The following is a 22361-nucleotide window of genomic DNA, read 5'->3' as shown; positions in this document are numbered from 1 at the left end:
ATCAGCTATCAGCTATCAGCTATCAGTTATCAGCCATTCCCATAGCGTGGCCAACGGCCAAGGCTGACGGCTGACAGCTGACGGCTTATGCTAACATTAACTATAAAGATACAAAATCAGATGAGCAATAATCTTGAGCTAAGTGAGTTCAAACAAGAAGTTGCTACTATCTATGATAACAGGAGCAATTCTTACGATAATGGAGATTTCCATCCTCGGCTTGCTAATGGTCTAATCGAACATGTTGATATCAGACCTGGACAAAAAATCTTGGACATTGCTACCGGAACTGGCTTAGTTGCTATTGAAGCAGCAAAACGAGTTGGTCAGGATGGTCGAGTGGTGGGAGTAGATATTTCTACTGGTTTACTCAATCAAGCTCAACGAAAGATCTCCGCAGCAGGGTTGACTAATATTGAGCTAATCGAAGCTGATGCTGAGACCCTAAACTTTCCTGACAACAGTTTCGACAGAGTGTTATGTTGTTCAGCCCTGCCTTTAATGACTAACGTTCCTGCTAATCTACGCTTATGGAAACGTTTTCTCGTACCAGGAGGCTTAATTGGGTTATGTGTTTTCGCCAAAACCGCTTTTACTACTGGCTTTATTCTCCAGGAAGTTGCCCAAAGATACGGAATTTCCTTGATATTTAGCGATGTAACAGGAGATGAAGAAAAATGCTACTCCCTGCTCACAGCAGCAGGCTTTGAAGATATTAAAATTAAGTGCGAGCAATTTGGCAGCTACATTACGATAAGTGACGTAGAAGGCACCTGGGACGGTAGCTTAAAACATCCCCTGTGTTGGCCACTGCAGCAACTAGAGCCAAAACAATTAGAACAAGCCAAGGCTGACTATGTAGCCGAAATTAATGCTTTAGTTACGGACAAAGGTATTTGGAACGATATTACTACATTTTTTGTAAGCGGACGGAAAATTCTTAATTCTTAATTCTTAATTCTTAATTCTTAATTCTTAATTCTTAATTCTTAATTCTTAATTCTTAATTCTTAATTCTTAATTCTTAATTATACTTGGTGGTGCGTTACGGGGCGGGCTATCCCAATACTGGCTACGAAGTGTAAAATTAGGGGGAGCCCGCCCCTAACGCACCCTACTGGCGTGGCAAGCCTTAAATGTTGGATTAGAAACAGATGGGGTAGTGTGGGAGGTGTGGGGGGTGTGGGAGGTGTGGGGGGCGCGGGGCGGGGGCGCGGGGCCCGGGCGCGGGAATATGGGGAGCAAAAATCTATTGCACTATTTTAAGCTTGCCACGCCACTACGCACTCAATTCTACATTCTTAATTCTACATTCTTAATTCTACATTCTTAATTCTACATTCTTAATTCTACATTCTTAATTCTACATTCTTAATTCTACATTCTTAATTCTACATTCTTAATTCTTAATTCTACATTCTTAATTCTACATTCTTAATTCTTAATTCTTAATTCTTAATTCTTAATTCTTAATTCAACCTTTCCAAAACACTATTTAATAACTGTAGCTGATAAACCTGGCTGCTGACATCCTGTGGTTCTTGATTTCTTGGCAAACTGATCACTTTCTCTGCCTTGGCTTGATACTGACGCACCATCGAAAAAGCGTCAGTACTGAAACAACTAAGATAATCCTGAGCTGCATCACTTAAGGCTTGGGCTACTTGATGGTCATAAGAGTCAGGGGATGAATCTGACTTATCTTTCTTTGCCCCTTTACTGAGGATATAGCTAGCTCCTCCAGCCATAGCTGCGCCCACTTTACCTTTTAAAACCAAACGGATTCCAGTAGAAAGAGCAATTGGGATAACTTTCTTTAACTCCTGGGAAGAGTCGGGAGGCTCAGGTATAATAACTTGGGGAGTATCGGGAACGGAAATGATTAGCTTACCAGGGGACTGATGCTCAAAAAACTCACAAGCTTTATCAACCCATTCCTGGATTGCCTGTTGATATCCATCAATGTCTTGTTGGAATTGTGCTTGCCAAGTGCTAAATTCCCCTTGCTGAAGTGCTGTGGCAAGTTTCGATTGATACCGTTCTAACAGTTTGGGCAAATAGAGCCAACTCTCGAAATCAGAAATACTGGCTTGGAATCCTTGTTTAATCAATTTCTGAGCTTTTTGTTGCAGCTCAAGTTTAGCCTGATGCTTCTCTTTGGCAGTTTCTAATTCTGAGTTGATGACTTGGATTTTAGACTGTAGTGCTGCTTTAACCTGAGTTGCGATCGCATCCACACGATCCAGGCGAACCGTTGTCTTTTCCCGTTGAGCAGCTACCATACTTTGTAGTGCTGATTCAAACATCGCCAATCCTGTGGTGTGTGCTTGATCAGATAATCCTTTTAGTCTAGCTCTCAAAGCAGGTAGGGCATCAACTCGATACAAATTACTCAGAGTATTCGGTAATTCCGAGCGAAAACTTTCCGCTACAAACCGTAGCCTAGTCTGGACTTCTTTTTGCTGATTAGGTTCTAATAAATTCAGGAAATTGACTACAAAAACAACAGTCTTGATTCCTCTATCTATTAACCAGTCTCTCAGGTTTTCCCGCTCACCCAAGGTCATCAGCTGGCGACCATCCAGCACTTGAACTACTAAATCTGCCGTTAGCAGTTGGTCACGCACTAATTTATCCTGAGCTTCTCGGTCATTTGTTCCTGGTAAATCCAGAAATTCTACACCAGTTTTTAGGAAGGGATGGGGACAGTAAACCTCTACCGAAGCGACATCAGAGCGCATACACCGTTGCTCATCTAAGATAGCATAGCGCTTCAGGACCTCTGTGCTATTTTCACTAATTTCTGTGCCATCAGTGAGGGTAATTCGAGTATGCAATTCTTCTCCATATCGGATATGAATCGCAGCCCCTGTAGTGGGAATTAGACCAATGGGCAGAGTGCGCTTTCCTAGCAAAGCATTGAGCAAGGTTGATTTCCCATAATTAAACGGACCAAAGACAGCAATCCGAAATGTGGGATTTTCTAGATGGTCGCACAGGGCAATTACATCCTTTCGCAAGGGTGAGTCTTGCTCCAAATCAAGCAGACCGACAGCAGACCTAAGAGAATTAACAACAGACTGATAGATTTCCTGATCTTCCATGACAAGTTGTGTTCAGTAATTGGTCTTTGCTTCGACTCCTCGACTTGAACCGACCACTAAGCACGGTAGCAAATACAGTATAGCCAAAAAAAATAAGAGAGCCGTTCGTGTGACTCTCTCGATCATCAGGGTGCATCTACTAATCTCAGTATAGCAAGATAAATGTGGGGTGCAACCCCTCACCCCTCCAAATAAGCAAAATGTTACAAAACTTAATAGTTTGCTGAAGCTTAATGATTCCGATCAAGCTTACCAACTCATGCAGCAACCACCAGTTGACTTGAAACCCTTGACTTCAAACACGTAAAGAACTGTTAAGCCCTCTCAAAAAAAAATAAGAGAGCCGTTCGTGTGACTCTCTCGATCATCAGGGTGCATCTACTAATCTCAGTATAGCAAGATAAATGTGGGGTGCAACCCCTCACCCCTCCAAATAAGCAAAATGTTACAAAACTTAATATTTTGCTGAAGCTTAATGATTCCGATCAAGCTTACCAACTCATGCAGCAACCACCAGTTGACTTGAAACCCTTGACTTCAAACACGTAAAGAACTGTTAAGGCATCTCAAAAAAAAATAAGAGAGCCGTTCGTGTGACTCTCTCGATCATCAGGGTGCATCTACTAATCTCAGTATAGCAAGATAAATGTGGGGTGCAACCCCTCACCCCTCTCTGGAAGCAAAATGTTACAAAACTTAATATTTTGGTGAGGCTTAATGATTCTGATCAAGCGTACGCACTCATGCAGCAACCACCAGTTCCCTTCAAACCCTTGAATTCAAGCACCATTATAACTGTTAAGCCCTCTCAAAAAAAAAATAGAGAGCCGTGCTTGTGACTCTCTCGATCATCAGGGTGTATCTACTTGATCTCAGTATAGCAAAATCAATGTGGGGTGCAACCCCTCACCCCGTAAGCCGAGCAAAATATTACAATCCCTAATAATTTCCGGTAAAATACCTAGGCCAAAATCATCATGCCACTAGGCGGTAATTCAATCCTGACCGTTGCCCTACCCTGGTCATGTTGAACGATTACAGTTTGATTCTGGGGTGGATGGCGTAATTGAGAGTTACTCCAGTAACTGTTGTAGAGCAGAGTAAGGCTTGACCCGTGGGGGTGTAGTGAGGCGTCAATGGTGACGTATGCACCACGGTTTTCAGTGCCATGGGTGTTTAAAGCAACCAGAATTTCTTGATTGTACAGAATCCTTGACCAGGCAATTAATTCTCCAGCATCAGGAATAGCAAAAGGTTTGCCGAGATAGGAGGTTTCTCGGAGGTATTGACGACCCCCACGTAGGGTTTTGCCAATCAGGTCTTGTCGATTCCGGAGGTTTGCGATCGCACAAATTCTGAGATACGTGGGATGGTCTGGGTCAAAGAAGTGACAGCCACTGGTTTCAAATGCCCCAAAGCTACCCCCAAACATCGATTCACGAATATAGCGATCGCTATTGGAAATGTTGCCATACTCATTGATTGGTTCAACACTAGGGTCATGGCGGTTTTCTGTGCCATCAAATGCTTGTTCAGTACCGTAATAGATACAGGGTATACCCAACGTGGTCAGTTGCACCCCTACCGCATGGGCTATTTGCTGGTATTTACTAGGAATAGAGTTATTAGCAGCAAACCGATGCTTGCGATCGCGTCCGACCATATCATGGTCATCTAAGATCGAAACATGATACCGTCCAGTTTCCCGGTGGCTACCAAGGATATTATGCTCCTCAAATTGACCAAAAAACTCCCTAGGCGGTGTTAATCCTTTTACCATCTGTGCTAATCGCTTTGTTGGTTCCCCAATATCAAGCACAGCATCCAAGTTGCGACCAAATACTTCCAGGTAGTTGCGGGACATATGAGCCCCATCCGTTACCTCTCCCAACAGTAGGATGTTGTCCTTACCAATGGATTCCGCATATTCCCGGATAGCACCACAAAAACTACGGGAAACTCGCCAAGGAATATGCTTAACGGTATCAATGCGGAATCCATCGCAGTCACTTAGGGCAATCCAGTATTGATAGACTTTAATAATCCCTGCTAAGACTTCCGGTTTAGCGAGATTAATGTCTTTTAAATCAAAGAAATCCCCTCGGCGAAATTCTAGCTCCGGATGCAGTTTATCTTCCCAAGGGTCTGAACCCCATTCGTTAATATGACCAGCACGAGTGTACCAATCAATATTTTGAAATTCTTGAGGCCATACCCCATCAATTTCTGTAGTGATTTGGGGAATTGCTTTACCAGTGCCAGAACGCCAACTATGAAATGGATAAGGGGGTTCAAAACGGTAGGGAAGGGTAGACTGAGGATTATCATTCTCGTCTTTGTAGAAAAAGTTATTCCCACTGTGGTTATAAATGATGTCTAAGATCACATACATTTCCCGCTCATGGGCAGCATCCACTAAATCCCGTAAATCCTGACGGCTGCCAAATCGGGGGTCAACATCTAGGAAATTTTGAATCCCGTAGCCGTGATAGGTGTCTAGTTCAATCCGTTGTCGCCAAACTGGACCAATCCAAAGGGTAGTTACACCTAATTGTTTCAAGTAGTCCAATTTACTTTCGATTCCCTTGAGGGTACCCCCTTGAAAGGTTTTCCCCTTGCTCATCCAGTCACCTTTATTTTTGGCTTTAAATTGGTTTGGATTGCTACGGTCAAATTTTTTCCGCTCTAGTTCTAACCCATCACTGAATCGGTCAGGTAGCAGAAAGTATAGAATCTGGTCTCGCCAAGTAATCGGACTGGGATAAACATTGCCCCTCGGTTGCAGGTTGGCCTCAGCGAGGGTTTGGGGAGAGCATGGTTCAACTGGAGTGGACACGATGGAAACCTTTGGTGAATCGATGTTCGTTTCTTTAACGGTATACACCAGTAGATAATTCAATTCCGCAAAAGATTAGGGGAGTCGGGAGTCGGGAGTCGGGAGTCGGGAAGTTAGAATTTAGAATTTAGAATTTAGAATTTGGAATCGGGAGTGGGGAGTCGGGAGTCTCACAAGGGTAGGTTTTTTACATTTGGGTCCTGCCCCACCCCCAACCCCCGACCGGTCGGGGGCGGATCACAAGGAGAGGAAAAGGAAAACAACGAATAAGCGATGCAGCTTCGGAACAGGGGTCCGAAGCTGCATCGCTTTCTTATCCCCCACACCCCACACCCCACACCCCACACCCCACACCTCACGTCTTTGTTAAAAACCTACCCCTGTGAGGAGTCGGGAGTCGGGAATCGGGAGTCGGGAGTAGTTATGCAGCGTTGTTAAAAACCTTGAAACGAAGCCAGCCAAAGGCTTAAATGTGAAGTGAAGAGTAGATCAAATGAATTATTATAAAGCCTGGTACCTGTATATAGCGTTTATCGCAGTTATGAGGTACACTATTCTTTGACATTGATTCCCTGTCTTGATGCAGCGCATCGCTATTCCCTATTACCTCTTATCTGTTCCCTGTTCCCTGTTCCCTGTTCCCTAAAATCCCGAAATTGTGTACCTCATAGCTATGATAATTGCTATAATATGAATTGAGGAAGACTAATGCGTAAATGGATTGTCTTTCGTGCTGAAAAGCGTCAACCCGGATGGAAAGAGCGCAAATATGCCCACTCTGGCTCTCTGACGAAAACTTTATTCGAGCATTACGACTGCTCCGACAAGGCGCTGCCTGAACCTGGATACCGTCCGCCAGAGTTCATTCGAGTTGATCAGTTTGTTGATCCTAACTATCCAGATTCATCAACCCATTACCGTCAAAGCGATTGGGAAGTTACACGGGTCGAAACCTACACACCAGATATCCTCGTTGACATGGATTTCGATATGGTCGTAATTTGCTACTGCAAACACAGTCCCATCAACGCCCCTCTCAAGCCAATGCCAGAGCGCCAAATCTCTGTCGATTCATTTGCTGGGGATAAGGATGCTTATGAGCAATATCTAGAGAATCATCAGCTCCCTGCCGAGGTTTAGAAGTAAAGCCGATACCCGCTCAACTCCAGGGCTGGTATTACTTTCAGAGCAATCGTACAACCTTTTAAGAGCAACACAAAGGTTGTTTACTCCTGTAAATATCACGTTGTTTAGTCTTCAAAATATCCCTGCAAAGTGGAGTCGTTAGTCGGGATAACAAAATTGAATTTACCTAATAATTCATTGTTACTGAATAGCACAGCGTTTTGAATTCGTTCGCGTAGCGTGACCTACGGTCAATCGCGTAGCGTGGCCTACGGCCAATCGCATTAAAAGTATAGCATGTCAGGAAATAGTTAAAAAAATAGTAAAAAAATGCAATAAGCCCATTTTTAATAGTAATCAAGTACACAATATTTTACCCCCGATTCCCGATTCCCAATTCCCGATTCCCGATTCCCGATTCCCGACTCCCGATTCCCGATTCCCGATTACCTACTCCCTACTCCCTACTCCCTACTCCCTACTCCCTTACCTAGCTCATGTCTTACAGTCAATTTACCATTCAAAAAGTAGTCAAGGATTTTGACTTAACCTTAATCGAACAAGGGAATATTTTTGAAAGCGATAGCGATCGCGTAATTTCTCCTAGTCCTTATTTAGCCGAATTTATCACCCAGAATTACCAACTAGCGATCGCATTGAATACGGAAAAAGCGCGATCAGAACTCTTGATCTGTCCAGTATTACTGGCACTTAGAGAATTCCATAAAAACCAGGTTAGCTTGTTTTCTGGTGAAGAGTTTACTGTTGATCCAGAAGTGGGATTAAATGGCACCTGTGATTTTATTATTAGTCGGTCACCGGAACAGTTATTTGTTAAAGCCCCAGTAGCCATTATTATAGAAGCTAAAAAAGAAGACCTGAAAGGGGGATTAGGACAGTGTATCGCTGCCATGGTAGCAGCTTCTCGGTTTAACCAACAGGAGAATAATGGTAACGGTAATGCGTTCGCGGAGCGTGGCCTACGGCCAATCGCAACGGTTTACGGTGCCGTAACCACTGGTACATTATGGCGATTTCTGAAATTGGAAGAAAAAACAGTAACCCTAGATCTGGCGGAATATTTACTCCCTCCCATCGAACCTATTCTAGGCAAATTAGTGCAGATGGTAGAACAGGATTAGGTTAGATAACGCATTAGGCCAGTCGGCGATAAAGTGCTGCATTTTTCTCTAACACGTATGTTGTAGCGTCATTAAAAGACAGTTCTGACTGAGTTAAATAGTGCTCAACACTCATCAACACCAACTCTTCTATAGAAACATTCAGACGAGTTGCCATTTCTTGGAGTTTTTGCAAACGTTCATCGGGTATTGTAATTTGGAGGGAACTCATAGTCATCAAAGGGTCTAAAGTATTACCATTGTACTAATTTGGAACAGGAGAAGAGTAAAGAAACATAAACAGATGGCTTTCCAGTTCACTATTTATGATACCTTTCCTATTTGGGCATTATCCCTCAAGGTTTGATACTGAAACATGGAACCACTTTTACAAATCCGTCCCCATTATCGCGTTGAAATTATTCAACCCAATCATGTTTATCTATTGGCAGAAAACGCTACCCACGCTTTAACAGGGGAATTTTACTGTCATCTGATGCCGCTGCTGGATGGTCAGTATACCTACGAGGAAATTTGTGAACGACTGACCGAGCACGCTGACCGAGACCAGGTGGCTTATGTGATCGAAAATTTGTATGACAAAGGGTACATCGCGGCCAAAGTCCCTGAATTGTCAGACGCTGCTGCTGCTTTCTGGAGTTTGCTGGGAGTAGAACCCCAAACTGCTTATGATTGTTTGCGGCAAGTCGTAGTTTATGTCACTGCTGTGGGCAATGTTTCAACTCAACCCTTGACCGATAAACTTACAACCGTTGGCATTCAAACCCAACCCTGGACAGGGAAACCCCCAGTCACAGAGTTACCCACCCTGTTAGTAGTGCTTACCGATGACTATCTACAACCGGAACTAGCTCAGATTAATCAAGTCGCCCTAGATACTAACCAACCCTGGCTGTTGGCGAAACCAATCGGAGGACTGTTGTGGTTTGGTCCGATCTTTGAACCGGGAATAACTGGCTGTTGGCAATGTTTGGCCCATCGTCTGCGGGGCAACCGGGAAGTGGAAGCGTCGGTGCTGAAGCAGAAGGGAAAGGCGAGACTTGCAGAAGTAGGGAACAGGGAACAGGGAACAGGGAACAGGGACGCGCATCAACCTGCCCCCCTAACCCCCCAATCCTGGGGGGAACAAGCCCCCCTAACCCCCCAATCCTGGGGGGAACAAGCCCAGCAAGCAAGGGAACTTAAGGGAGAAAGTGTTGAGTTTGGTCGGGTGACCGGGTGTTTGCCTACTTCTAACGCTTTTCTCAGTTCTACCTTAGAGACTGGCCTGAATTTAGTTACCACGGAAGTGGCTAAATGGATTGTGCAACTGGGGGTAGAGGAAACAGCTAACTTGGCCACGTTGGTGGGGAAAGTGATTACCCTCAATCAAACTAACCTGAGCACTGAAACCCATCAGCTCTCCCATCGCCCGCAATGTGCTGCTTGTGGGAATCCGCAACTTTTAAGCGATCGCGCTCATCAACCGGTTAGCTTAGTTAATCGTAAAAAGCAATACACTACCGATGGCGGACATCGTGCGTTTACTCCCGATCAAACCCTGAAACGCTACCAACACCTGGTTAGTCCCATCACCGGAGTTGTCAGTGCCTTAGTCCGTTCCTCTGACCCAGACAGTGCCCTGCTCCATACCTATCATGCTATTCATAGTTACGGTGCTGCCACCAATAATTTGAACCGTTTGCGTCGTCTGTTGGGTCATAAAAGTGCTGGCAAAGGCAAAACTGACCGTCAAGCCAAAGCCAGTGGGTTCTGTGAAGCCGTTGAACGCTATTCCAGTATCTATCATGGGGATGAACCCCGGATTGTTTCTACCTTAGGGGAGTTGGGAGATACAGCTATTGCTCCCGAACAGGTGATGCAGTTTAGTGAGTATCAGTACGCTCACCGAGAAACCTTGAACAAAGCCCGAGTCGATCACAATTGGATTCCCCAACGGTTTGATAGCAGCCAAGCGATTGAATGGACACCAGTTTGGTCTTTAGTGACACAAACCCATAGCTATCTGCCCACCGCCTTCTGTTATTACAACTATCCTGCATCAAAGGATCATCACTTCTGTTCCGGTGACTCCAATGGCAATGCTGCTGGCAATACCTTGGAAGAAGCGATTTTGCAGGGGTTTATGGAATTGGTGGAACGGGATAGCGTGGCTATTTGGTGGTACAACTCCCTGCAATGTCCGGGAGTGGATTTAGCCAGCTTTGATGACCCCTATCTGGTAGAGTTACAACAACTATACCGCGATCGCAAACGTGACTTGTGGGTGCTGGATATTACCAGTGATTTAGGCATTCCCGCCTTTGCTGCCATCTCAGCCCGCACCGATCAGGAACAAGAAGGGATTATTGCCGGGTTTGGTGCCCATCTGGATCCGAGGATTGCCATTTTACGGGCAGTCACAGAGATGAACCAACTGGGATTTTATGTGGATGACGTGGAACCCAGTGAAACCGGGGCTTGGGAAGAATGGAATAAGCATAATCTAAACCGCAAAGACCATCCCTACATAATTCCCAATCCTGACATTCCCCTCAAGCTTTACAGTGACTATGCTCAACAGTGGAGTGATGATATTTATGAGGATGTCATGACCTGTGTCAAAATTGCCCAATCCGCAGGCATGGAAACCCTAGTTCTAGACCAAACCCGCCCGGATATTGGCTTAAATGTAGTCAAGGTGATTGTACCAGGGATGCGCCATTTCTGGGCAAGATTCGCCCCCGGTCGGTTGTATGATGTCCCCGTTAAGTTAGGCTTGTTGGCGAAACCGTTAACAGAAGATCAACTTAATCCGATACCGATGATTTTGTAGGAATTGGGAATTAAGAATTAAGAATTAAGAATTTAGAATTTAGAATTAAGAATTAAGAATGTAGGGTGCGTGATAAGGCGGGCTTGCCCTCATTTTCCACTTCGTAGCCAGTATTAGGATAGCCCGCCCCGTAACGCACCACCAAGTAGAATTAAGAATTTAGAATTTAGAATTTAGAATCGGGAATCGGGAATGGGGGAATTTAGAATTTAGAATTTAGAATTTAGAATCGGAAATCGGGAATAGGGAACAGGGAACAGGGAACAGTGGACAAGAATTCACTCCCCATCTCCCCATCTCCCCATCTCCCCATCTCCCCATCTCCCCACACTTCCCACACCTCCCACACTCCCGATTCCCGACTCCCGACTCCCGACTCCCGACTCCCGAACTCAGCTAGTAGCCGGGAAACTGCCACCAATGAAGTGAATATCACTAAAAGTTTCGATCCACAGACGAGCGCCACAATCGAGGGGATGATCGGGATTATAGACAATCTTACAAGGACCGAGGATTTCCACCTCGTTGCCGTAGAGATTGGTGCCCTTTCGTTTTACTGAAATCACTGGCTTCCGCTCTTCCCGGCTTTTGTGCATATTCGAGCCAATGTGATTGCGGTTGACATTAATCTTAGCTAAAGCCGGGGGACGACTGGTATGCCATTTACCCTTCGGTCCACGGCTACCTTTGGTAATTTGTGGCAAATGGTTGAACAGAGGAATAATCCAGAATTTCCCACTTTTATAAGCACCCCGAACCCGACCCTTCTCTAGAAGTTGGCGCAATCGCCGAGAAGAAATTCCTAATAAAGATGCGGCTTCAGTAGTACCAACACACTTGTTCATCTGTTATCTCCTTTTAAACTATTCCGATACTACTAGTTTAATGAAAAAAAAGAGAATTGACAAGGGGAATCGGGAATCGGGAATCGGGAATCGGGAATCGGGAATCGGGAATAAACGGAAGAGTTTGGGATATGGTCGTGGATGCGATCGCGTAGCGGCTCCAAGCATCGCTTAGCGGCTCGATGCGATCGCGTAGCGGCTCCAAGCATCGCACTAATTAATCCCAACTATCCCACTACACACACTACCTCCACTAAACCCACTACCCCTATTCCCTGCTCCCTGCTCCCTGCTCCCTACTCCCTATTCCCAATTTGTTACAAAAATTTAAAAAATATGTTATAATAATCGATTTTTTGTGCTAAAATAAAATCGTGGTCGTTAAACGTCCACGGGAAGAGCCAGCCAACGGATTTTGCGAGGCCGGTGTGGCTGGCTCTTGGTCCCCCAGTAAAAGGAGATACATTGATTATGTCTTACCATCAACGCCTACATCCATGGGTTATTATTAGGCTGTTATCGAAGATGCAACGGGTCGTTGTTGCTCGTTTCCGCAAGCGTTCCGATGCAGAGGGACATTTAAAGGCTTTGAAACGGTTGATGCCCGATGCCGAATTTATCATTATTTTTGATCACGGCGAGCCTATAGAAGAAGAATTGTAAGCATTCAGCTGCGTAGGGTGTGTTAGGGACGGGCTCACCCTAATTTTGCGCCTCAACGCCCGGGGCTAACAACTGTTAAATAAAATCTTAAAGAATCTAGCACTATTTACAAAAATGTGTTAGATTATAACCATGGCACTAGTTCCTCTACGTAAGGCGGTCGAACTTACGGGATTGTCGGGGAACACTCTACGGAAGTATGCGGATAATGGAACCATCAAATGCGAAAAAACCCCTGGCGGAACACGACTCTTTGACTCTAGAGATCTTCTCCGTTTTGGAAAAGCTCCAAAGTCTGACAGATTGCGTTGTTACACCATCTGTTACTGTCGAGTCAGTAGTAACAAACAACGAGACGATCTTGCCCGCCAAGTCCCTTACCTCCACTCCCTCTTCCCGGAAGCGGAAATCATCAAAGACATCGGGTCAGGACTCAACTACAAAAGGAAAGGTCTTAAAACCATATTGGAACGAATTGTGTGCGGAGATAAACTCACGCTTGTTGTTGCCTGTAGAGACCGACTCAGCCGATTTGGGTTTGAACTCATTGAGTACTTGGTCAGTCTCAACGGTGGAAAAATCTTGGTTCTCGACCAGTCTGAAAGTTGTCCCGAATCCGAGCTTACCGCAGATATTCTCTCAATCATTCACGTCTTTTCGCGGCATATCCACGGACTCAGAAAGTACGGGAAGAAAATCAAAGAAGATACGAGTGTTCCTAAACTCTGAACAACGATATACTGTTCGTAAATGGTTTGGAGTGTCCCGTTATGTTTTCAATAAAACAGTCAAGCTTCTCCAGAGCGGTGAAGTAAAAGCTAACTGGAAAGCTATTAAGACTGACATCTTAAATGATCTACCGGAATGGTGCAAGTCAGTACCTTATCAAATTAAGTCTATAGCGATTAAGGACGCTTGCACCGCCGTCCGGGAGGCAAAGAAAAAATACAAGAAAACTTTTCAAATAAATCGGGTTAAATTTAGATCTCGTAAAAACCCGAAGCAGTCTTGTTATATCCCAAAGTCGGCAGTATCAGAGAAAGGCGTCTATCACACTAAGCTAGGGGAGATATCCTATACAGAGTCTCTTCCCAGCAACATTGGAGATTGTAGGCTAACTAGTCATAATGGGGATTACTATTTAGTAGTCCCTTACGAAGCAACGAAAGAGAAAACCGAAAACCAAGGGCGAGTAGTTGCTTTAGACCCTGGAGTTAGAACCTTTTTAACTTTCTTCAGTGAGACTTCCGTTGGAAAAATTGGGAATGGAGACTTTTCCCAAATCCAAAGGCTGTGTCAGCATCTAGATACTCTACTGTCTAAAATCAGCAAAGCTAAACGCGGACAAAAACGCCGAATGATAAAAGCTGCTCGAAGGATGATAATTAGGATTCAAAACCTGATAAATGAACTTCATTACAAAGCAGCTAGGTTCCTTGTTGACAATTTTGATGTAATACTGCTTCCTACTTTTGAAACAGCTCAAATGTCTAAGAAGGGAAGTAGAAAAATTAGATCTAAAACTGTCCGCAATATGCTTAATTTTGCTCATTATCGGTTTAAAGAGTTTTTACAACATAAAGCTAGTGAGACCGGAAAGATAGTAGTGGATGTCTGTGAAGCCTACACCAGCAAGACAGTTAGCTGGACTGGTGAAATGGTTAATATTGGTGGAAGTAAGACAATTAAATCTAAAGTTGATGGGCAGGTAATGGACCGAGACATCAACGGCGCTCGTGGCATCTTTCTGCGTTCGCGCAGCGTGGCCTACGGCCATGCCTTGGGAGATACCCCCTGGCTGAGAAATCAGCTTGCATTAGTGAGCTAAAATCTATTTTTGTAGATTTTGGTAGCTAAAAAGTATCGGAACAGCCCGTCCCGTAACGCACCACTGTGCCAGTCCAGTAGTGCCAGTCCAGTAGGGTGTGTTAGGGACGGGCTCACCCTAATTTTGCGCCTCAACGCCCGGGTTCGAACAGCCCGTCCCGTAACGCACCACCCAAACAGCAAATATGAATGCTACGTCAGCTATCAGCCATTGGCTATTGGCTAGTGAAAAAAAAATCCGAATTCAAGTAGGGTGGGCAAAGTTTCATTCTCTACAATACTGATTTGAGCCCAACTTTTTTTGCCCACCCTACAAGGTACAACTTAGAGGAAATTGAGTTTAAAAAAAAATCCGAATTCAAGTACGGTGGGCAAAATTATATTATCTAGAATAGTCAAAAGAACCCAACTTTTTTTGCCCACCGTACAAGCTCTGACCGCGTGTATCTAAATGCATGCTGTTTCACCCGGTGGTGCGTTACGGGACGGACTGTCCCACTACTTACCGATAAAATCAAGGGGAGCCCGTCCCTAACGCACCCTACGCAACTACAAGTTCTCCCGATTCCCGATTCCCGATTCCCGATTCCCGATTCCCTTCTAAAATGGCAATAAACAACTACACTGAAATCATCCAAACCGTTATTCGTGAGCAAGCCGAGCTACACCAGTCGGGTTATGTTCCCATAGAGACAATTCTAGATATCGAACGCCATCACTACCTGTTGCTACAAGTGGGTTGGGTAAAAGACCATTGGGTTTATGGGTCTATCCTTCACCTGGATATTATTGATGGCAAAATCTACATTCAACAGAATAATACAGAACAAGTAATCGCTCAACGTTTAGTAGAATTGGGAGTGCCTAAAACAGATATTGTGATTGGCTTCCATTCTCCTTTTAAACGACAATTCACTGATTATGCATTGAGCTAGTATTTCCAGAAAATTAATCGTAACGTGGGCAAAGTTTTATTATCTATAATAGTCAAAAGAACCCAACTTTTTTTGCCCACCCTACAAACTTGGTACTCATAAACCGTGGGTGTTGACAAGGCAAAAGGCAAAAGGCAAAAGGCAAAAGTTCCCATAGAATTCAAGTATGGTGGGCAAAATTATATTATCTAGAATAATCAAAAGAACCCAACTTTTTTTGCCCACCCTACAAACTCAAAAAGCGATTAACCTTTGGTCACGCTACGCGATGAAGCGTTCGCAAAGCGTGGCCTTTTGGCCTCAGCTTCCGCGCTTATGCGATCGCACTCTTGCCTCTTGCCTCTTGCCTCTTGCCTCTTGCCTCTTGCCTCTTGCCTCTTGCCTCTTGCCTCTTGCCTCTTGCCTCTTGCCTCTTGCCTCTTGCCTCTTGCCTCTTGCCTCTTGCCTCTTGCCTGCTCCCTGCTCCCTACTCCCTAAAAACCCAAAACTTTGTACCTAATTGAATTGCAAACTGCTTTATGACTATTTCTACCCCTCCCTTAACCATACCCCCTCTAGAAAACGGTGACAAACTCACCCGTTTTGAATTTGAGCAGCGCTACGCCGCTATGCCCCAGGTCAAAAAAGCTGAATTAATCGAAGGATATGTTTATATGCCCTCACCAGTGCGTATTAGGCAACACGGAGATCCCCATGCCCGGATTATGGCTTGGTTAGGAGTTTATTGGGCAGCCACTCCAGAAGTGCAAGTCGCTGACAATCCTACCGTGCGTCTAGATGCTGACAACGAAGTCCAACCCGATGCTCTGCTTCGCATCGAGGAGAATGGACAATCTACTATCAGTAACGACGACTATGTCGAAGGGGCACCGGAACTGATTGTTGAAATTGCGGCCAGTAGCGCGTCGTATGATCTACACCAAAAATTGAATGTCTATCGCCGCAATCAGGTGCAGGAGTATCTGGTCTGGCGAGTGTATGACCAAGAATTGGATTGGTTCTGTCTACAAGAGGGTAAATATATTGCCTTGCAACCTGATCAAGCAGGGATTCTCACTTCAACAATTTTCCCTGGTTTGTGGCTGGCCAAATCTGCCTTATTATCCGGAGATCTAGGCACTGTATTAGCAGTTTTACAACAGGGAGTAGGGAGTAGGGAGATAGGGAGATAGGGAGATGGGGAGATGGGGAGTTGGGGAGATGGGGAGATGGGGAGATAGGGAGATAGGGAGATGGGGAATATTTTTAATAAGGCTAGTGATCATAACATGATATAGCGCTACAATCATAATGAGGTACACAAGATTGTTTACCTATTGCCTATTGCCTCTTCTTTTTTCCCCTGTTCCCTATTCCCGTCTTGATGCAGCGCGGTCATGGGGGAAACCCCCAAGACCGCGCTGCATCGCTGTTCCCTGTTCCCTAAAACCCAAGACTCTGTCCCTCACCCAATTAGTAAATATTATTAACCTATGCAAATTCCTTTGCCAACAGGTTTTGATAAACTGAATAGATCCGAGCAAATCAATTATATTGGTGACCTTTGGGATTGGTTCATATCTCAGCCAGCAGATGACACAATAGCACCACAGTGGCATATGGATATTGTTCAGGAACGATTAGCCGATCATGACCCTGAGCGATCGCAACCTTGGACAACAGTAAAGCAACGGTTGGGTCGTAAGTACGGTGAACAATAGGTTTGAAGTTGTTTTTGATGCTCGTGCAGAAGAAGATGTAGATGTAGCAGCCGAATGGTATGCCAAGAAAAGTTCAGAAGCTGCATTAGGCTTTTTAAAAGAAATCACAACTGTCGTAGAGCGACTCTCTCAATATCCAGAGGCTTACACAGTAGTCAAATCCAAGGTTCGCAGAGCACCAACCAGGCGTTTTCCTTTTTACGTTTACTATCGCCTTGATGGCGATCGCGTTACAGTTTTGGCGGTGCTACATATTAGACGCGCCCCAGATGCGTGGCAAATGCGTTAGGGGCTATTAGAATTGGGGATAATTTTCAAAGTTTTGTGGAACAGCATAAATACTCGTAGGGTGGGCATTGCTGAACATGATCTTTATTGAACGGCGAGCAATTAAATAGGCAATGCCCACCAACACCTTGCTCCCCACCCTTCCTCCTCCCGACTCCCGATTCCCAATTCCCAATTCTACATTCTACATTCTACATTCTACATTCTACATTCTACATTCTACATTCCCATCTCCCCATCTCCCCAACTCCCAATAGATGCTATTCTAAGCACTAGTAATAACTAAAAACAAAGAGGAGCCAACGACAATGGGCAAAAAGAAATTACTCCCTTGCCAAAAATCTCCCATCCTACGTTCCACCACAGCTAAGCCCATCCCCGGCTTGACCGAAACCGAGCTGACCACTGGATGGGACGGGCAAGCCCAAGGGCTCCAACCCGCCCAACAGTGTCAAACACTGCATAGTTATGCTTGCCCTCCTTTTGCCGGAGACGATGCTGAGTAAGAATTCGTCGATCATGCAAAGCGGCAAATTGTATCAAAAGTCTTTTTTATAGCGGCTGCTATTAGTTTCGTGGCACAGGCATCTTGCCTGTGGCTGTCCAAAGTTTCGTGGAACAGGCATCTTGCCTGTTGTTGCTCCTGTTAAAATTCTCCCCATCTCCCCATCTCCCCCACTCCCGACTCCCAATTCTAAATTCTTAATTCTTAATTCTAAATTCTTAATTCTAAATTCTTAATTCTTAATTCATGAAAAAATTATTAGGAGCATTCACAAAATGGGAAAGAAAAAACTCTTGCCTAGCAAAAAATCTCCCATCCTACGTTCCACCACCGCAAAGCCCATCCCCGGCTTGTCCGAAGCTCCGCTAACTACAGGATGGGCAGGGGAGGCCCATCGCTCGCTGGTAGAGTTATCCGGCTTTCGCTTCGCCGCCAAAAGAGACAGAGAGTTAGGCTTTCGCGGTAAGGGACGACACTGAGTAAGACTCACTCGATCAAAGAAGCGGCAATTTGTATCAAAAGTCTTTTTTATAGTGGCTGTTCAAAGTTTTGTGGAACAGATATCTTGCCCATTGCTCCCGTTAAAATTCTACCCCACTCCCGACTCCCGACTCCCGATTCCCGATTCCCAATTCTTAATTCTTAATTCTTAATTCTTAATTCTTAATTCTTAATTTCCCACTGTAAACAATTGTAAACCCCCCTTGACTCCCCGCCCTTACCCAATGGTATTCTAAGCACTGTAACAAACAAAATCTAACAGGAGCAAAAGCAAATGGGAAAGAAGAAACTCTTGCCTGGCCAAAAATCTCCCATCGTACGTTCCACCACAGCTAAGCCCATCCCCGGCTTGGAAGAAACAGCCCTGACGGAGGGCGGCTTGGGCAGTGGGTCAATCACCCCATCGGAGTTCATGTCATGTCGGTGTGCGGCGGATGTGTGTGCGCCTTTTGCGGGGGACGGGGACGAGTAAAACTACTCTATCACAGTTTTCTGAAATTATGTCAAAAGTCTTTTTTTTCAGTGCTGGGCGGTCGATTGGCCGCAATGAATTTGCGGGAAACCCTTGCTACTTCGGGGTCTTCCGTTACCTGGCACGGTAGGGTTTTTGCTCGATGCTTGCCGTGGTGAGACTTTTTTGACAAATGTTGTGATTCCGATAGAGAAACCCCAGCTATTGGGGTTTTTCGTTTTAAATAGGGGAATCGGGAATCGGGAATCGGGAATCGGGAATCGGGAATCGGGAATCGGGAATCGGGAATCGGGAGTCAATGTGTGACTATTTGATGGTAGGATTTTTCGGGAACAGCCATCTTGGTAGTAGAATAGGCATCTTGGTAGTAGAATGACCATCTTAGTGGAACGGGCATCTTGCCTGTTGCTGCTGTTAAAATTTTCCTCTTAGTGGAACGGGCATCTTGCCCGTTGCTTCTGTTAAAATTCTCCGCGACTCCCGATTCCCCACTCCCGATTCCCCACTCCCGACTACCGACTCCCGACTCCCGACTCCCGATTCCCCACTCCCCATCCATAACGAAAAACAAATGCCCGACCTCTCCACCATCCCCGGCTTCACCGAACTCCAATCCCACACCACCGGTGATTCTCGCCTTCTGATCGCAGTATTAGATGGTTCAGTAGACTTAGACCGAGCCTGTTTCCAGGGGGCAAAGCTGAGTCAAATTACCCCCTTTTGGTCAGAAGACATTGAAATTGACCCGGATCTGATTAAAGTCTTCCGAGACATTGATCAGTTAGATGACTTAGACGACGACACCAAAAAAGATAAGCTCAAAGCCGCTATTCCGGATGACCGGATTCGTCATCGGATTTTCTGCGATTTCCATGCCACCCATATTTCCAGTACCATTTTTGGACAACCAGGCTCTCCGGTTGAAGGCATTGCCCCTGGTTGCCGAGGCATTAATATTCCCATTGCTCGGGATGGGGAGAACTTCATCAACCCCCTGAACCTAGTTCATGCCTTTAATCAAGCTTTGGAACTGGGAGCCAATATTATTCACTGCGCCGCCTGTCACCCAACCCAATCCGGTGTCGCCCATGAACTGTTGGAAAAAGCAGTGCGTCAAGCCCAGGAGAATAACGTTCTGGTGGTTGCCCCTGGTGGTAATGATAAAGGGGAATGTTGGTGTATTCCGGCAGTTTTGCCTGGAGTACTCACCGTTGGAGCCTACAAAGATAATGGTCAACCGGCCAAGTTCAGTAACTTCGGTGGCCAGTATAATCAACAAGGGGTGCTGGCTCCGGGACACAATATTCTGGGGGCACAACCGGGAAGCGATAAAGCAGTGCGGAAAAAAGGAACCAGTTGTGCGGCTCCGGTAATTACCGGAATTTCCGCCTTGTTAATGAGTTTGCAATTACAACAAGGGGCAGCTCCCGATGCGGAAGCGATTCGTGCTGCTATTACCAATAGTGCCATTCCCTGCGACCCGGAAGAAGTAGAAGAACCAGAACGCTGTTTGCTGGGCAAGGTTAATATTGCCGGTGCCTTTGAGTTAATTACCGGACAAGAATTAGCAGCCAAAGGTGAAGAGTCAGAGATTACTAGCCAAGGCTCAGAGGATAAAAGTACGATTGTTTTTATATCGTCTCAAGAAGGGAATAGGGAACAGGGAATAGGGAATGGGGAACAGGGAATAGGGAATAAAGGGAACAGGGAACAGGGAATAGGGAATAGGGTCGAAGAATTAACGGTAACAGTATCAGAAAGTGAAGGGAATAGGGAACAGGAAATAGGGAATACAGGAACAGACAATCAATTAACCTTATCTTCTGATGGGGTTAGCGCTAATAATATCACTGCTAATATTATCACCGCTAATAATATCACTGCTGATAATATCACTGCTAATACTACTGCAGCCAATAATATTGTGCCGAGTGCTAGCTCAAACCTGGTCTATGTGATGGGAACGGTGGGGTATGATTTCGGCACGGAAGCAAGGCGGGATTCCTTTAAGCAGTTAATGCCACCGGTTGAGGTTAACGGGGTAATGGTTCCCTCCAACCCCTACGATGCGAGGCAAATGGGAGATTATCTGGGTCAGAATCTCTATGAAGCCAAGTCTTTAATTTGGACCTTGAACCTAGAACTGACGCCCATTTATGCCCTGGAACCGGTGGGGGCATTTGCGGATGATACTTACGCCACCTTGCAGGATATGCTGGCTAGTGAGGCATTGCCAGAAAACGATGAGGAGTATATAGAACGGGTGAGTATGGCGGGACGGTTGAGCCGGAAAACCGTCAAACTCTTCTCTGGACAAGAGCTGCCGGTGTTGAAGCTTTATAGTCCCCGGGGCATGTACGGCTGGACAATCAACACCTTAGTGGATAATGCCATCGAAGCCGTTCGTCAGGAACAGGAAAATGCTGATGAAGCGGCAATCCGGAAGTCTTTGACGGCATTTTTACATCGGGTCTATTATGATCTACGGAACTTAGGACAAGCTGACCGCGATCGCGCCATCAACTATGCCGCTATTAATGCCTTTCAAGCCGCCGAAAGTATTTCGGAAGCGGTAGCTATAGGCATGGAACTCCATAGTATTGAAGTAGAGAAGAGTCCCTTCTGTCGTTACGATAGCAACTGTTGGGATGTTAAACTGAAGTTCTTTGACCCAGATAATGGTCGCAGAGCCAAGAAAATCTATCGCTTCACCATTGATGTGATTGATTTGGTGCCAGTTACCTTAGGTCACGTGCGTTCTTGGTCGGTACCGAAGTAGGGAGTAGGGAGTAGGGAGTAGGGAGTAGGGAGTAGGGAGTAGGGGAGAAAGCATTCAGCCCTCAGCTGTCAGCCGTCAGCCAAAGCTTATCTCTTTTATTGAAAAGCTGATAACTGAATGCTTGGCGTTGCTGATTATGCGTATGGTTTTGCCCCCCTAGCCCCCCAATTCTGGGGGGAACAAAACTATCAAAGTCCCCCAGAATTGGGGGATTTAGGGGGCTTTAGTAAAACCAAATGATCGCGCATTCATTCCTTAATTCAGCAACGCCGAATGCTTAGCTTATCTCTTTTATTTAAAAGCTGAATGCTGAATGCTGAATGCTGAATGCTGAATGCTGAATGCTGAATGCTGAATGCTGAATGCTGATAGCTGATAGCTTAAAAAAAAGCAAAAAAAAATGGGGAAGAAAAAGTTAGTAAAAACCTTCCCCTCAAGGAAAAGCTAAAGACTAGAAGATGAAAAAACTAGAATATCCAAAAAAATTCTGATTACATACAAACCTACCATAAAGTAATTCAAAAGGTCAATAGTTTTTTTGTAAACTTTTATGTTTCGGGTTGTATTTTTATCTAGGAATGTTAAGAAACTTATACCGAGTTGGATTCAAAGATAGTAGATTGATTGGATAGGGAGATAGGGAGATAGGGAGATGGGGAGATGGGGAGATGGGGAGATGGGGATATAGGGAGATACGGGGGAAAAGAAAGTTTTACCTTTGACGGCAACTTAGTATCGAGTTATCCATAGCTTGACTACACAACTGGAATAAACGCTTTACAATAACGGAAATACTAGGTCATTTGGCCATTGGCCTTTGAGAA

General features: G+C 45.1%; 27 protein-coding genes. 19 read left to right on the top strand and 8 right to left on the bottom strand.

Annotation, left to right across the window (positions count from 1 at the left end; translation table 11 throughout):
- The first annotated feature begins 120 nt into the window (after positions 1-120).
- A complete protein-coding gene (locus F6J90_RS23165; RefSeq protein ID WP_293098805.1) occupies positions 121-951 on the top strand; it encodes a methyltransferase domain-containing protein in 831 nt (276 codons plus the stop codon).
- 518 nt (positions 952-1469) lie between these two features.
- Here the strand turns inward: F6J90_RS23165 and F6J90_RS23160 are convergent.
- Positions 1470-3104 carry a dynamin family protein gene (locus tag F6J90_RS23160; RefSeq protein WP_293098802.1) on the bottom strand — a complete coding sequence of 545 codons (1635 nt, stop codon included), beginning with the start codon at positions 3102-3104 and terminating at the stop codon, positions 1470-1472.
- 961 nt (positions 3105-4065) lie between these two features.
- Positions 4066-5940: an alpha-amylase family glycosyl hydrolase gene (locus tag F6J90_RS23155; RefSeq protein ID WP_293098799.1), complete on the bottom strand. Its 1875-nt coding sequence runs from the start codon at positions 5938-5940 to the stop codon at positions 4066-4068.
- A gap of 273 nt (positions 5941-6213) precedes the next feature.
- Between F6J90_RS23155 and F6J90_RS23150 the strand changes: the two genes are divergently transcribed.
- From F6J90_RS23150 to F6J90_RS23135, 4 genes are all read left to right on the top strand, one after another.
- Positions 6214-6378, top strand: a complete 165-nt coding sequence (locus F6J90_RS23150) for a hypothetical protein (RefSeq protein ID WP_293098796.1) — start codon at positions 6214-6216, stop codon at positions 6376-6378.
- Between the two features lie 120 nt (positions 6379-6498).
- Complete coding sequence (locus F6J90_RS23145) at positions 6499-6639, top strand: hypothetical protein (protein ID WP_293098793.1); 141 nt, start codon at positions 6499-6501, stop codon at positions 6637-6639.
- Between the two features lie 9 nt (positions 6640-6648).
- Positions 6649-7080 (top strand): hypothetical protein, encoded by a 432-nt coding sequence (locus F6J90_RS23140; RefSeq protein ID WP_293098790.1) that lies wholly within the window; start codon positions 6649-6651, stop codon positions 7078-7080.
- 482 nt (positions 7081-7562) lie between these two features.
- Positions 7563-8207, top strand: coding sequence for a hypothetical protein (locus tag F6J90_RS23135; protein WP_293098788.1), 645 nt, complete (start codon positions 7563-7565; stop codon positions 8205-8207).
- A gap of 13 nt (positions 8208-8220) precedes the next feature.
- Here the strand turns inward: F6J90_RS23135 and F6J90_RS23130 are convergent, their stop codons facing one another.
- Positions 8221-8418, bottom strand: coding sequence for a DNA-binding protein (locus tag F6J90_RS23130; protein ID WP_293098785.1), 198 nt, complete (start codon positions 8416-8418; stop codon positions 8221-8223).
- A gap of 144 nt (positions 8419-8562) precedes the next feature.
- Here F6J90_RS23130 and F6J90_RS23125 point away from each other — a divergent pair, with 144 nt between their 5' ends.
- Positions 8563-11022: a TOMM precursor leader peptide-binding protein gene (locus tag F6J90_RS23125; RefSeq protein WP_293098782.1), complete on the top strand. Its 2460-nt coding sequence runs from the start codon at positions 8563-8565 to the stop codon at positions 11020-11022.
- A gap of 223 nt (positions 11023-11245) precedes the next feature.
- On the opposite strand, the gene F6J90_RS23120 is transcribed toward F6J90_RS23125, so the two are convergent.
- The 3 genes from F6J90_RS23120 to F6J90_RS23110 are packed head-to-tail and all read right to left on the bottom strand — an operon-like array spanning position 11246 to position 12081.
- Positions 11246-11440 carry a hypothetical protein gene (locus F6J90_RS23120; protein ID WP_293098779.1) on the bottom strand — a complete coding sequence of 65 codons (195 nt, stop codon included), beginning with the start codon at positions 11438-11440 and terminating at the stop codon, positions 11246-11248.
- A complete protein-coding gene (locus tag F6J90_RS23115; RefSeq protein ID WP_293098776.1) occupies positions 11415-11867 on the bottom strand; it encodes a helix-turn-helix domain-containing protein in 453 nt (150 codons plus the stop codon). Before F6J90_RS23115 ends, F6J90_RS23120 begins: the two co-directional genes overlap by 26 nt.
- 37 nt (positions 11868-11904) lie before the next feature.
- Positions 11905-12081 (bottom strand): hypothetical protein, encoded by a 177-nt coding sequence (locus tag F6J90_RS23110; protein ID WP_293098774.1) that lies wholly within the window; start codon positions 12079-12081, stop codon positions 11905-11907.
- A 257-nt stretch (positions 12082-12338) separates the two neighbouring features.
- Between F6J90_RS23110 and F6J90_RS23105 the strand changes: the two genes are divergently transcribed.
- From F6J90_RS23105 to F6J90_RS23055, 11 genes are all read left to right on the top strand, one after another.
- A complete protein-coding gene (locus F6J90_RS23105) occupies positions 12339-12530 on the top strand; it encodes a hypothetical protein (protein WP_071105647.1) in 192 nt (63 codons plus the stop codon).
- Between the two features lie 132 nt (positions 12531-12662).
- On the top strand, positions 12663-13259 hold the full coding sequence (locus F6J90_RS23100) for an IS607 family transposase (protein WP_293092185.1): 597 nt from the start codon (positions 12663-12665) through the stop codon (positions 13257-13259).
- Positions 13243-14358: a transposase gene (locus F6J90_RS23095; RefSeq protein WP_293092183.1), complete on the top strand. Its 1116-nt coding sequence runs from the start codon at positions 13243-13245 to the stop codon at positions 14356-14358. The genes F6J90_RS23100 and F6J90_RS23095 overlap by 17 nt, the downstream gene beginning before the upstream one ends.
- Before the next feature lie 604 nt (positions 14359-14962).
- On the top strand, positions 14963-15292 hold the full coding sequence (locus tag F6J90_RS23090; protein WP_293098771.1) for a XisI protein: 330 nt from the start codon (positions 14963-14965) through the stop codon (positions 15290-15292).
- Positions 15293-15509: 217 nt separating this feature from the next.
- On the top strand, positions 15510-15791 hold the full coding sequence (locus F6J90_RS23085; protein WP_293098768.1) for a hypothetical protein: 282 nt from the start codon (positions 15510-15512) through the stop codon (positions 15789-15791).
- Positions 15792-15810: 19 nt separating this feature from the next.
- Positions 15811-16464: a Uma2 family endonuclease gene (locus F6J90_RS23080; protein ID WP_293098765.1), complete on the top strand. Its 654-nt coding sequence runs from the start codon at positions 15811-15813 to the stop codon at positions 16462-16464.
- Positions 16465-16582: 118 nt separating this feature from the next.
- The gene (locus tag F6J90_RS23075; protein WP_293098762.1) at positions 16583-16801 is read left to right on the top strand and encodes a hypothetical protein; all 219 of its coding nucleotides are present in this window, start codon (positions 16583-16585) and stop codon (positions 16799-16801) included.
- Positions 16765-16992, top strand: a complete 228-nt coding sequence (locus F6J90_RS23070) for an addiction module protein (RefSeq protein ID WP_293098759.1) — start codon at positions 16765-16767, stop codon at positions 16990-16992. The genes F6J90_RS23075 and F6J90_RS23070 overlap by 37 nt, the downstream gene beginning before the upstream one ends.
- Positions 16982-17281 (top strand): type II toxin-antitoxin system RelE/ParE family toxin, encoded by a 300-nt coding sequence (locus tag F6J90_RS23065; RefSeq protein ID WP_293088491.1) that lies wholly within the window; start codon positions 16982-16984, stop codon positions 17279-17281. Before F6J90_RS23070 ends, F6J90_RS23065 begins: the two co-directional genes overlap by 11 nt.
- A 112-nt stretch (positions 17282-17393) precedes the next feature.
- Positions 17394-17537 (top strand): hypothetical protein, encoded by a 144-nt coding sequence (locus tag F6J90_RS23060; protein WP_293098756.1) that lies wholly within the window; start codon positions 17394-17396, stop codon positions 17535-17537.
- A gap of 51 nt (positions 17538-17588) precedes the next feature.
- Positions 17589-17786: a cyanobactin class RiPP gene (locus F6J90_RS23055; protein WP_293098753.1), complete on the top strand. Its 198-nt coding sequence runs from the start codon at positions 17589-17591 to the stop codon at positions 17784-17786.
- A 33-nt stretch (positions 17787-17819) separates the two neighbouring features.
- Here F6J90_RS23055 and F6J90_RS23050 read toward each other — a convergent pair whose 3' ends face one another.
- Positions 17820-17942: a hypothetical protein gene (locus tag F6J90_RS23050; RefSeq protein ID WP_293098750.1), complete on the bottom strand. Its 123-nt coding sequence runs from the start codon at positions 17940-17942 to the stop codon at positions 17820-17822.
- A gap of 618 nt (positions 17943-18560) precedes the next feature.
- Between F6J90_RS23050 and F6J90_RS43705 the strand changes: the two genes are divergently transcribed.
- On the top strand, positions 18561-18758 hold the full coding sequence (locus F6J90_RS43705) for a cyanobactin class RiPP (RefSeq protein ID WP_366513828.1): 198 nt from the start codon (positions 18561-18563) through the stop codon (positions 18756-18758).
- Between the two features lie 47 nt (positions 18759-18805).
- Here F6J90_RS43705 and F6J90_RS23045 read toward each other — a convergent pair whose 3' ends face one another.
- Positions 18806-19138 carry a hypothetical protein gene (locus F6J90_RS23045; protein ID WP_293098747.1) on the bottom strand — a complete coding sequence of 111 codons (333 nt, stop codon included), beginning with the start codon at positions 19136-19138 and terminating at the stop codon, positions 18806-18808.
- A gap of 65 nt (positions 19139-19203) precedes the next feature.
- On the opposite strand from F6J90_RS23045, the gene F6J90_RS23040 reads away from it, so the two are divergent.
- The gene (locus F6J90_RS23040; RefSeq protein WP_293098744.1) at positions 19204-21537 is read left to right on the top strand and encodes a PatA/PatG family cyanobactin maturation protease; all 2334 of its coding nucleotides are present in this window, start codon (positions 19204-19206) and stop codon (positions 21535-21537) included.
- The last annotated feature ends 824 nt before the right edge of the window (positions 21538-22361 follow it).

Source organism: Moorena sp. SIOASIH, assembly GCF_010671925.1.
Classification (GTDB): Bacteria; Cyanobacteriota; Cyanobacteriia; order Cyanobacteriales; family Coleofasciculaceae; genus Moorena.
The sequence above is the reverse complement of the archived record's forward strand: the minus strand, read 5'-3'. Positions and strand labels throughout refer to the sequence as shown.

Coding starts and splice junctions, on each gene's coding strand:
- F6J90_RS23130 (WP_293098785.1), bottom strand. CDS start 8,418: ATGAGTTCCCTCCAAATTACAATACCCGATGAACGTTTGCAAAAACTC.
- F6J90_RS23080 (WP_293098765.1), top strand. CDS start 15,811: ATGACTATTTCTACCCCTCCCTTAACCATACCCCCTCTAGAAAACGGT.
- F6J90_RS23160 (WP_293098802.1), bottom strand. CDS start 3,104: ATGGAAGATCAGGAAATCTATCAGTCTGTTGTTAATTCTCTTAGGTCT.
- F6J90_RS23070 (WP_293098759.1), top strand. CDS start 16,765: ATGCAAATTCCTTTGCCAACAGGTTTTGATAAACTGAATAGATCCGAG.
- F6J90_RS23165 (WP_293098805.1), top strand. CDS start 121: ATGAGCAATAATCTTGAGCTAAGTGAGTTCAAACAAGAAGTTGCTACT.
- F6J90_RS23100 (WP_293092185.1), top strand. CDS start 12,663: ATGGCACTAGTTCCTCTACGTAAGGCGGTCGAACTTACGGGATTGTCG.
- F6J90_RS23045 (WP_293098747.1), bottom strand. CDS start 19,138: ATGGTCATTCTACTACCAAGATGCCTATTCTACTACCAAGATGGCTGT.
- F6J90_RS43705 (WP_366513828.1), top strand. CDS start 18,561: ATGGGAAAGAAGAAACTCTTGCCTGGCCAAAAATCTCCCATCGTACGT.
- F6J90_RS23150 (WP_293098796.1), top strand. CDS start 6,214: ATGCAGCTTCGGAACAGGGGTCCGAAGCTGCATCGCTTTCTTATCCCC.
- F6J90_RS23055 (WP_293098753.1), top strand. CDS start 17,589: ATGGGCAAAAAGAAATTACTCCCTTGCCAAAAATCTCCCATCCTACGT.
- F6J90_RS23050 (WP_293098750.1), bottom strand. CDS start 17,942: ATGGGGAGAATTTTAACAGGAGCAACAACAGGCAAGATGCCTGTTCCA.
- F6J90_RS23140 (WP_293098790.1), top strand. CDS start 6,649: ATGCGTAAATGGATTGTCTTTCGTGCTGAAAAGCGTCAACCCGGATGG.
- F6J90_RS23090 (WP_293098771.1), top strand. CDS start 14,963: ATGGCAATAAACAACTACACTGAAATCATCCAAACCGTTATTCGTGAG.
- F6J90_RS23125 (WP_293098782.1), top strand. CDS start 8,563: ATGGAACCACTTTTACAAATCCGTCCCCATTATCGCGTTGAAATTATT.
- F6J90_RS23135 (WP_293098788.1), top strand. CDS start 7,563: ATGTCTTACAGTCAATTTACCATTCAAAAAGTAGTCAAGGATTTTGAC.
- F6J90_RS23075 (WP_293098762.1), top strand. CDS start 16,583: ATGAGGTACACAAGATTGTTTACCTATTGCCTATTGCCTCTTCTTTTT.
- F6J90_RS23115 (WP_293098776.1), bottom strand. CDS start 11,867: ATGAACAAGTGTGTTGGTACTACTGAAGCCGCATCTTTATTAGGAATT.
- F6J90_RS23060 (WP_293098756.1), top strand. CDS start 17,394: ATGCCCACCAACACCTTGCTCCCCACCCTTCCTCCTCCCGACTCCCGA.
- F6J90_RS23105 (WP_071105647.1), top strand. CDS start 12,339: ATGTCTTACCATCAACGCCTACATCCATGGGTTATTATTAGGCTGTTA.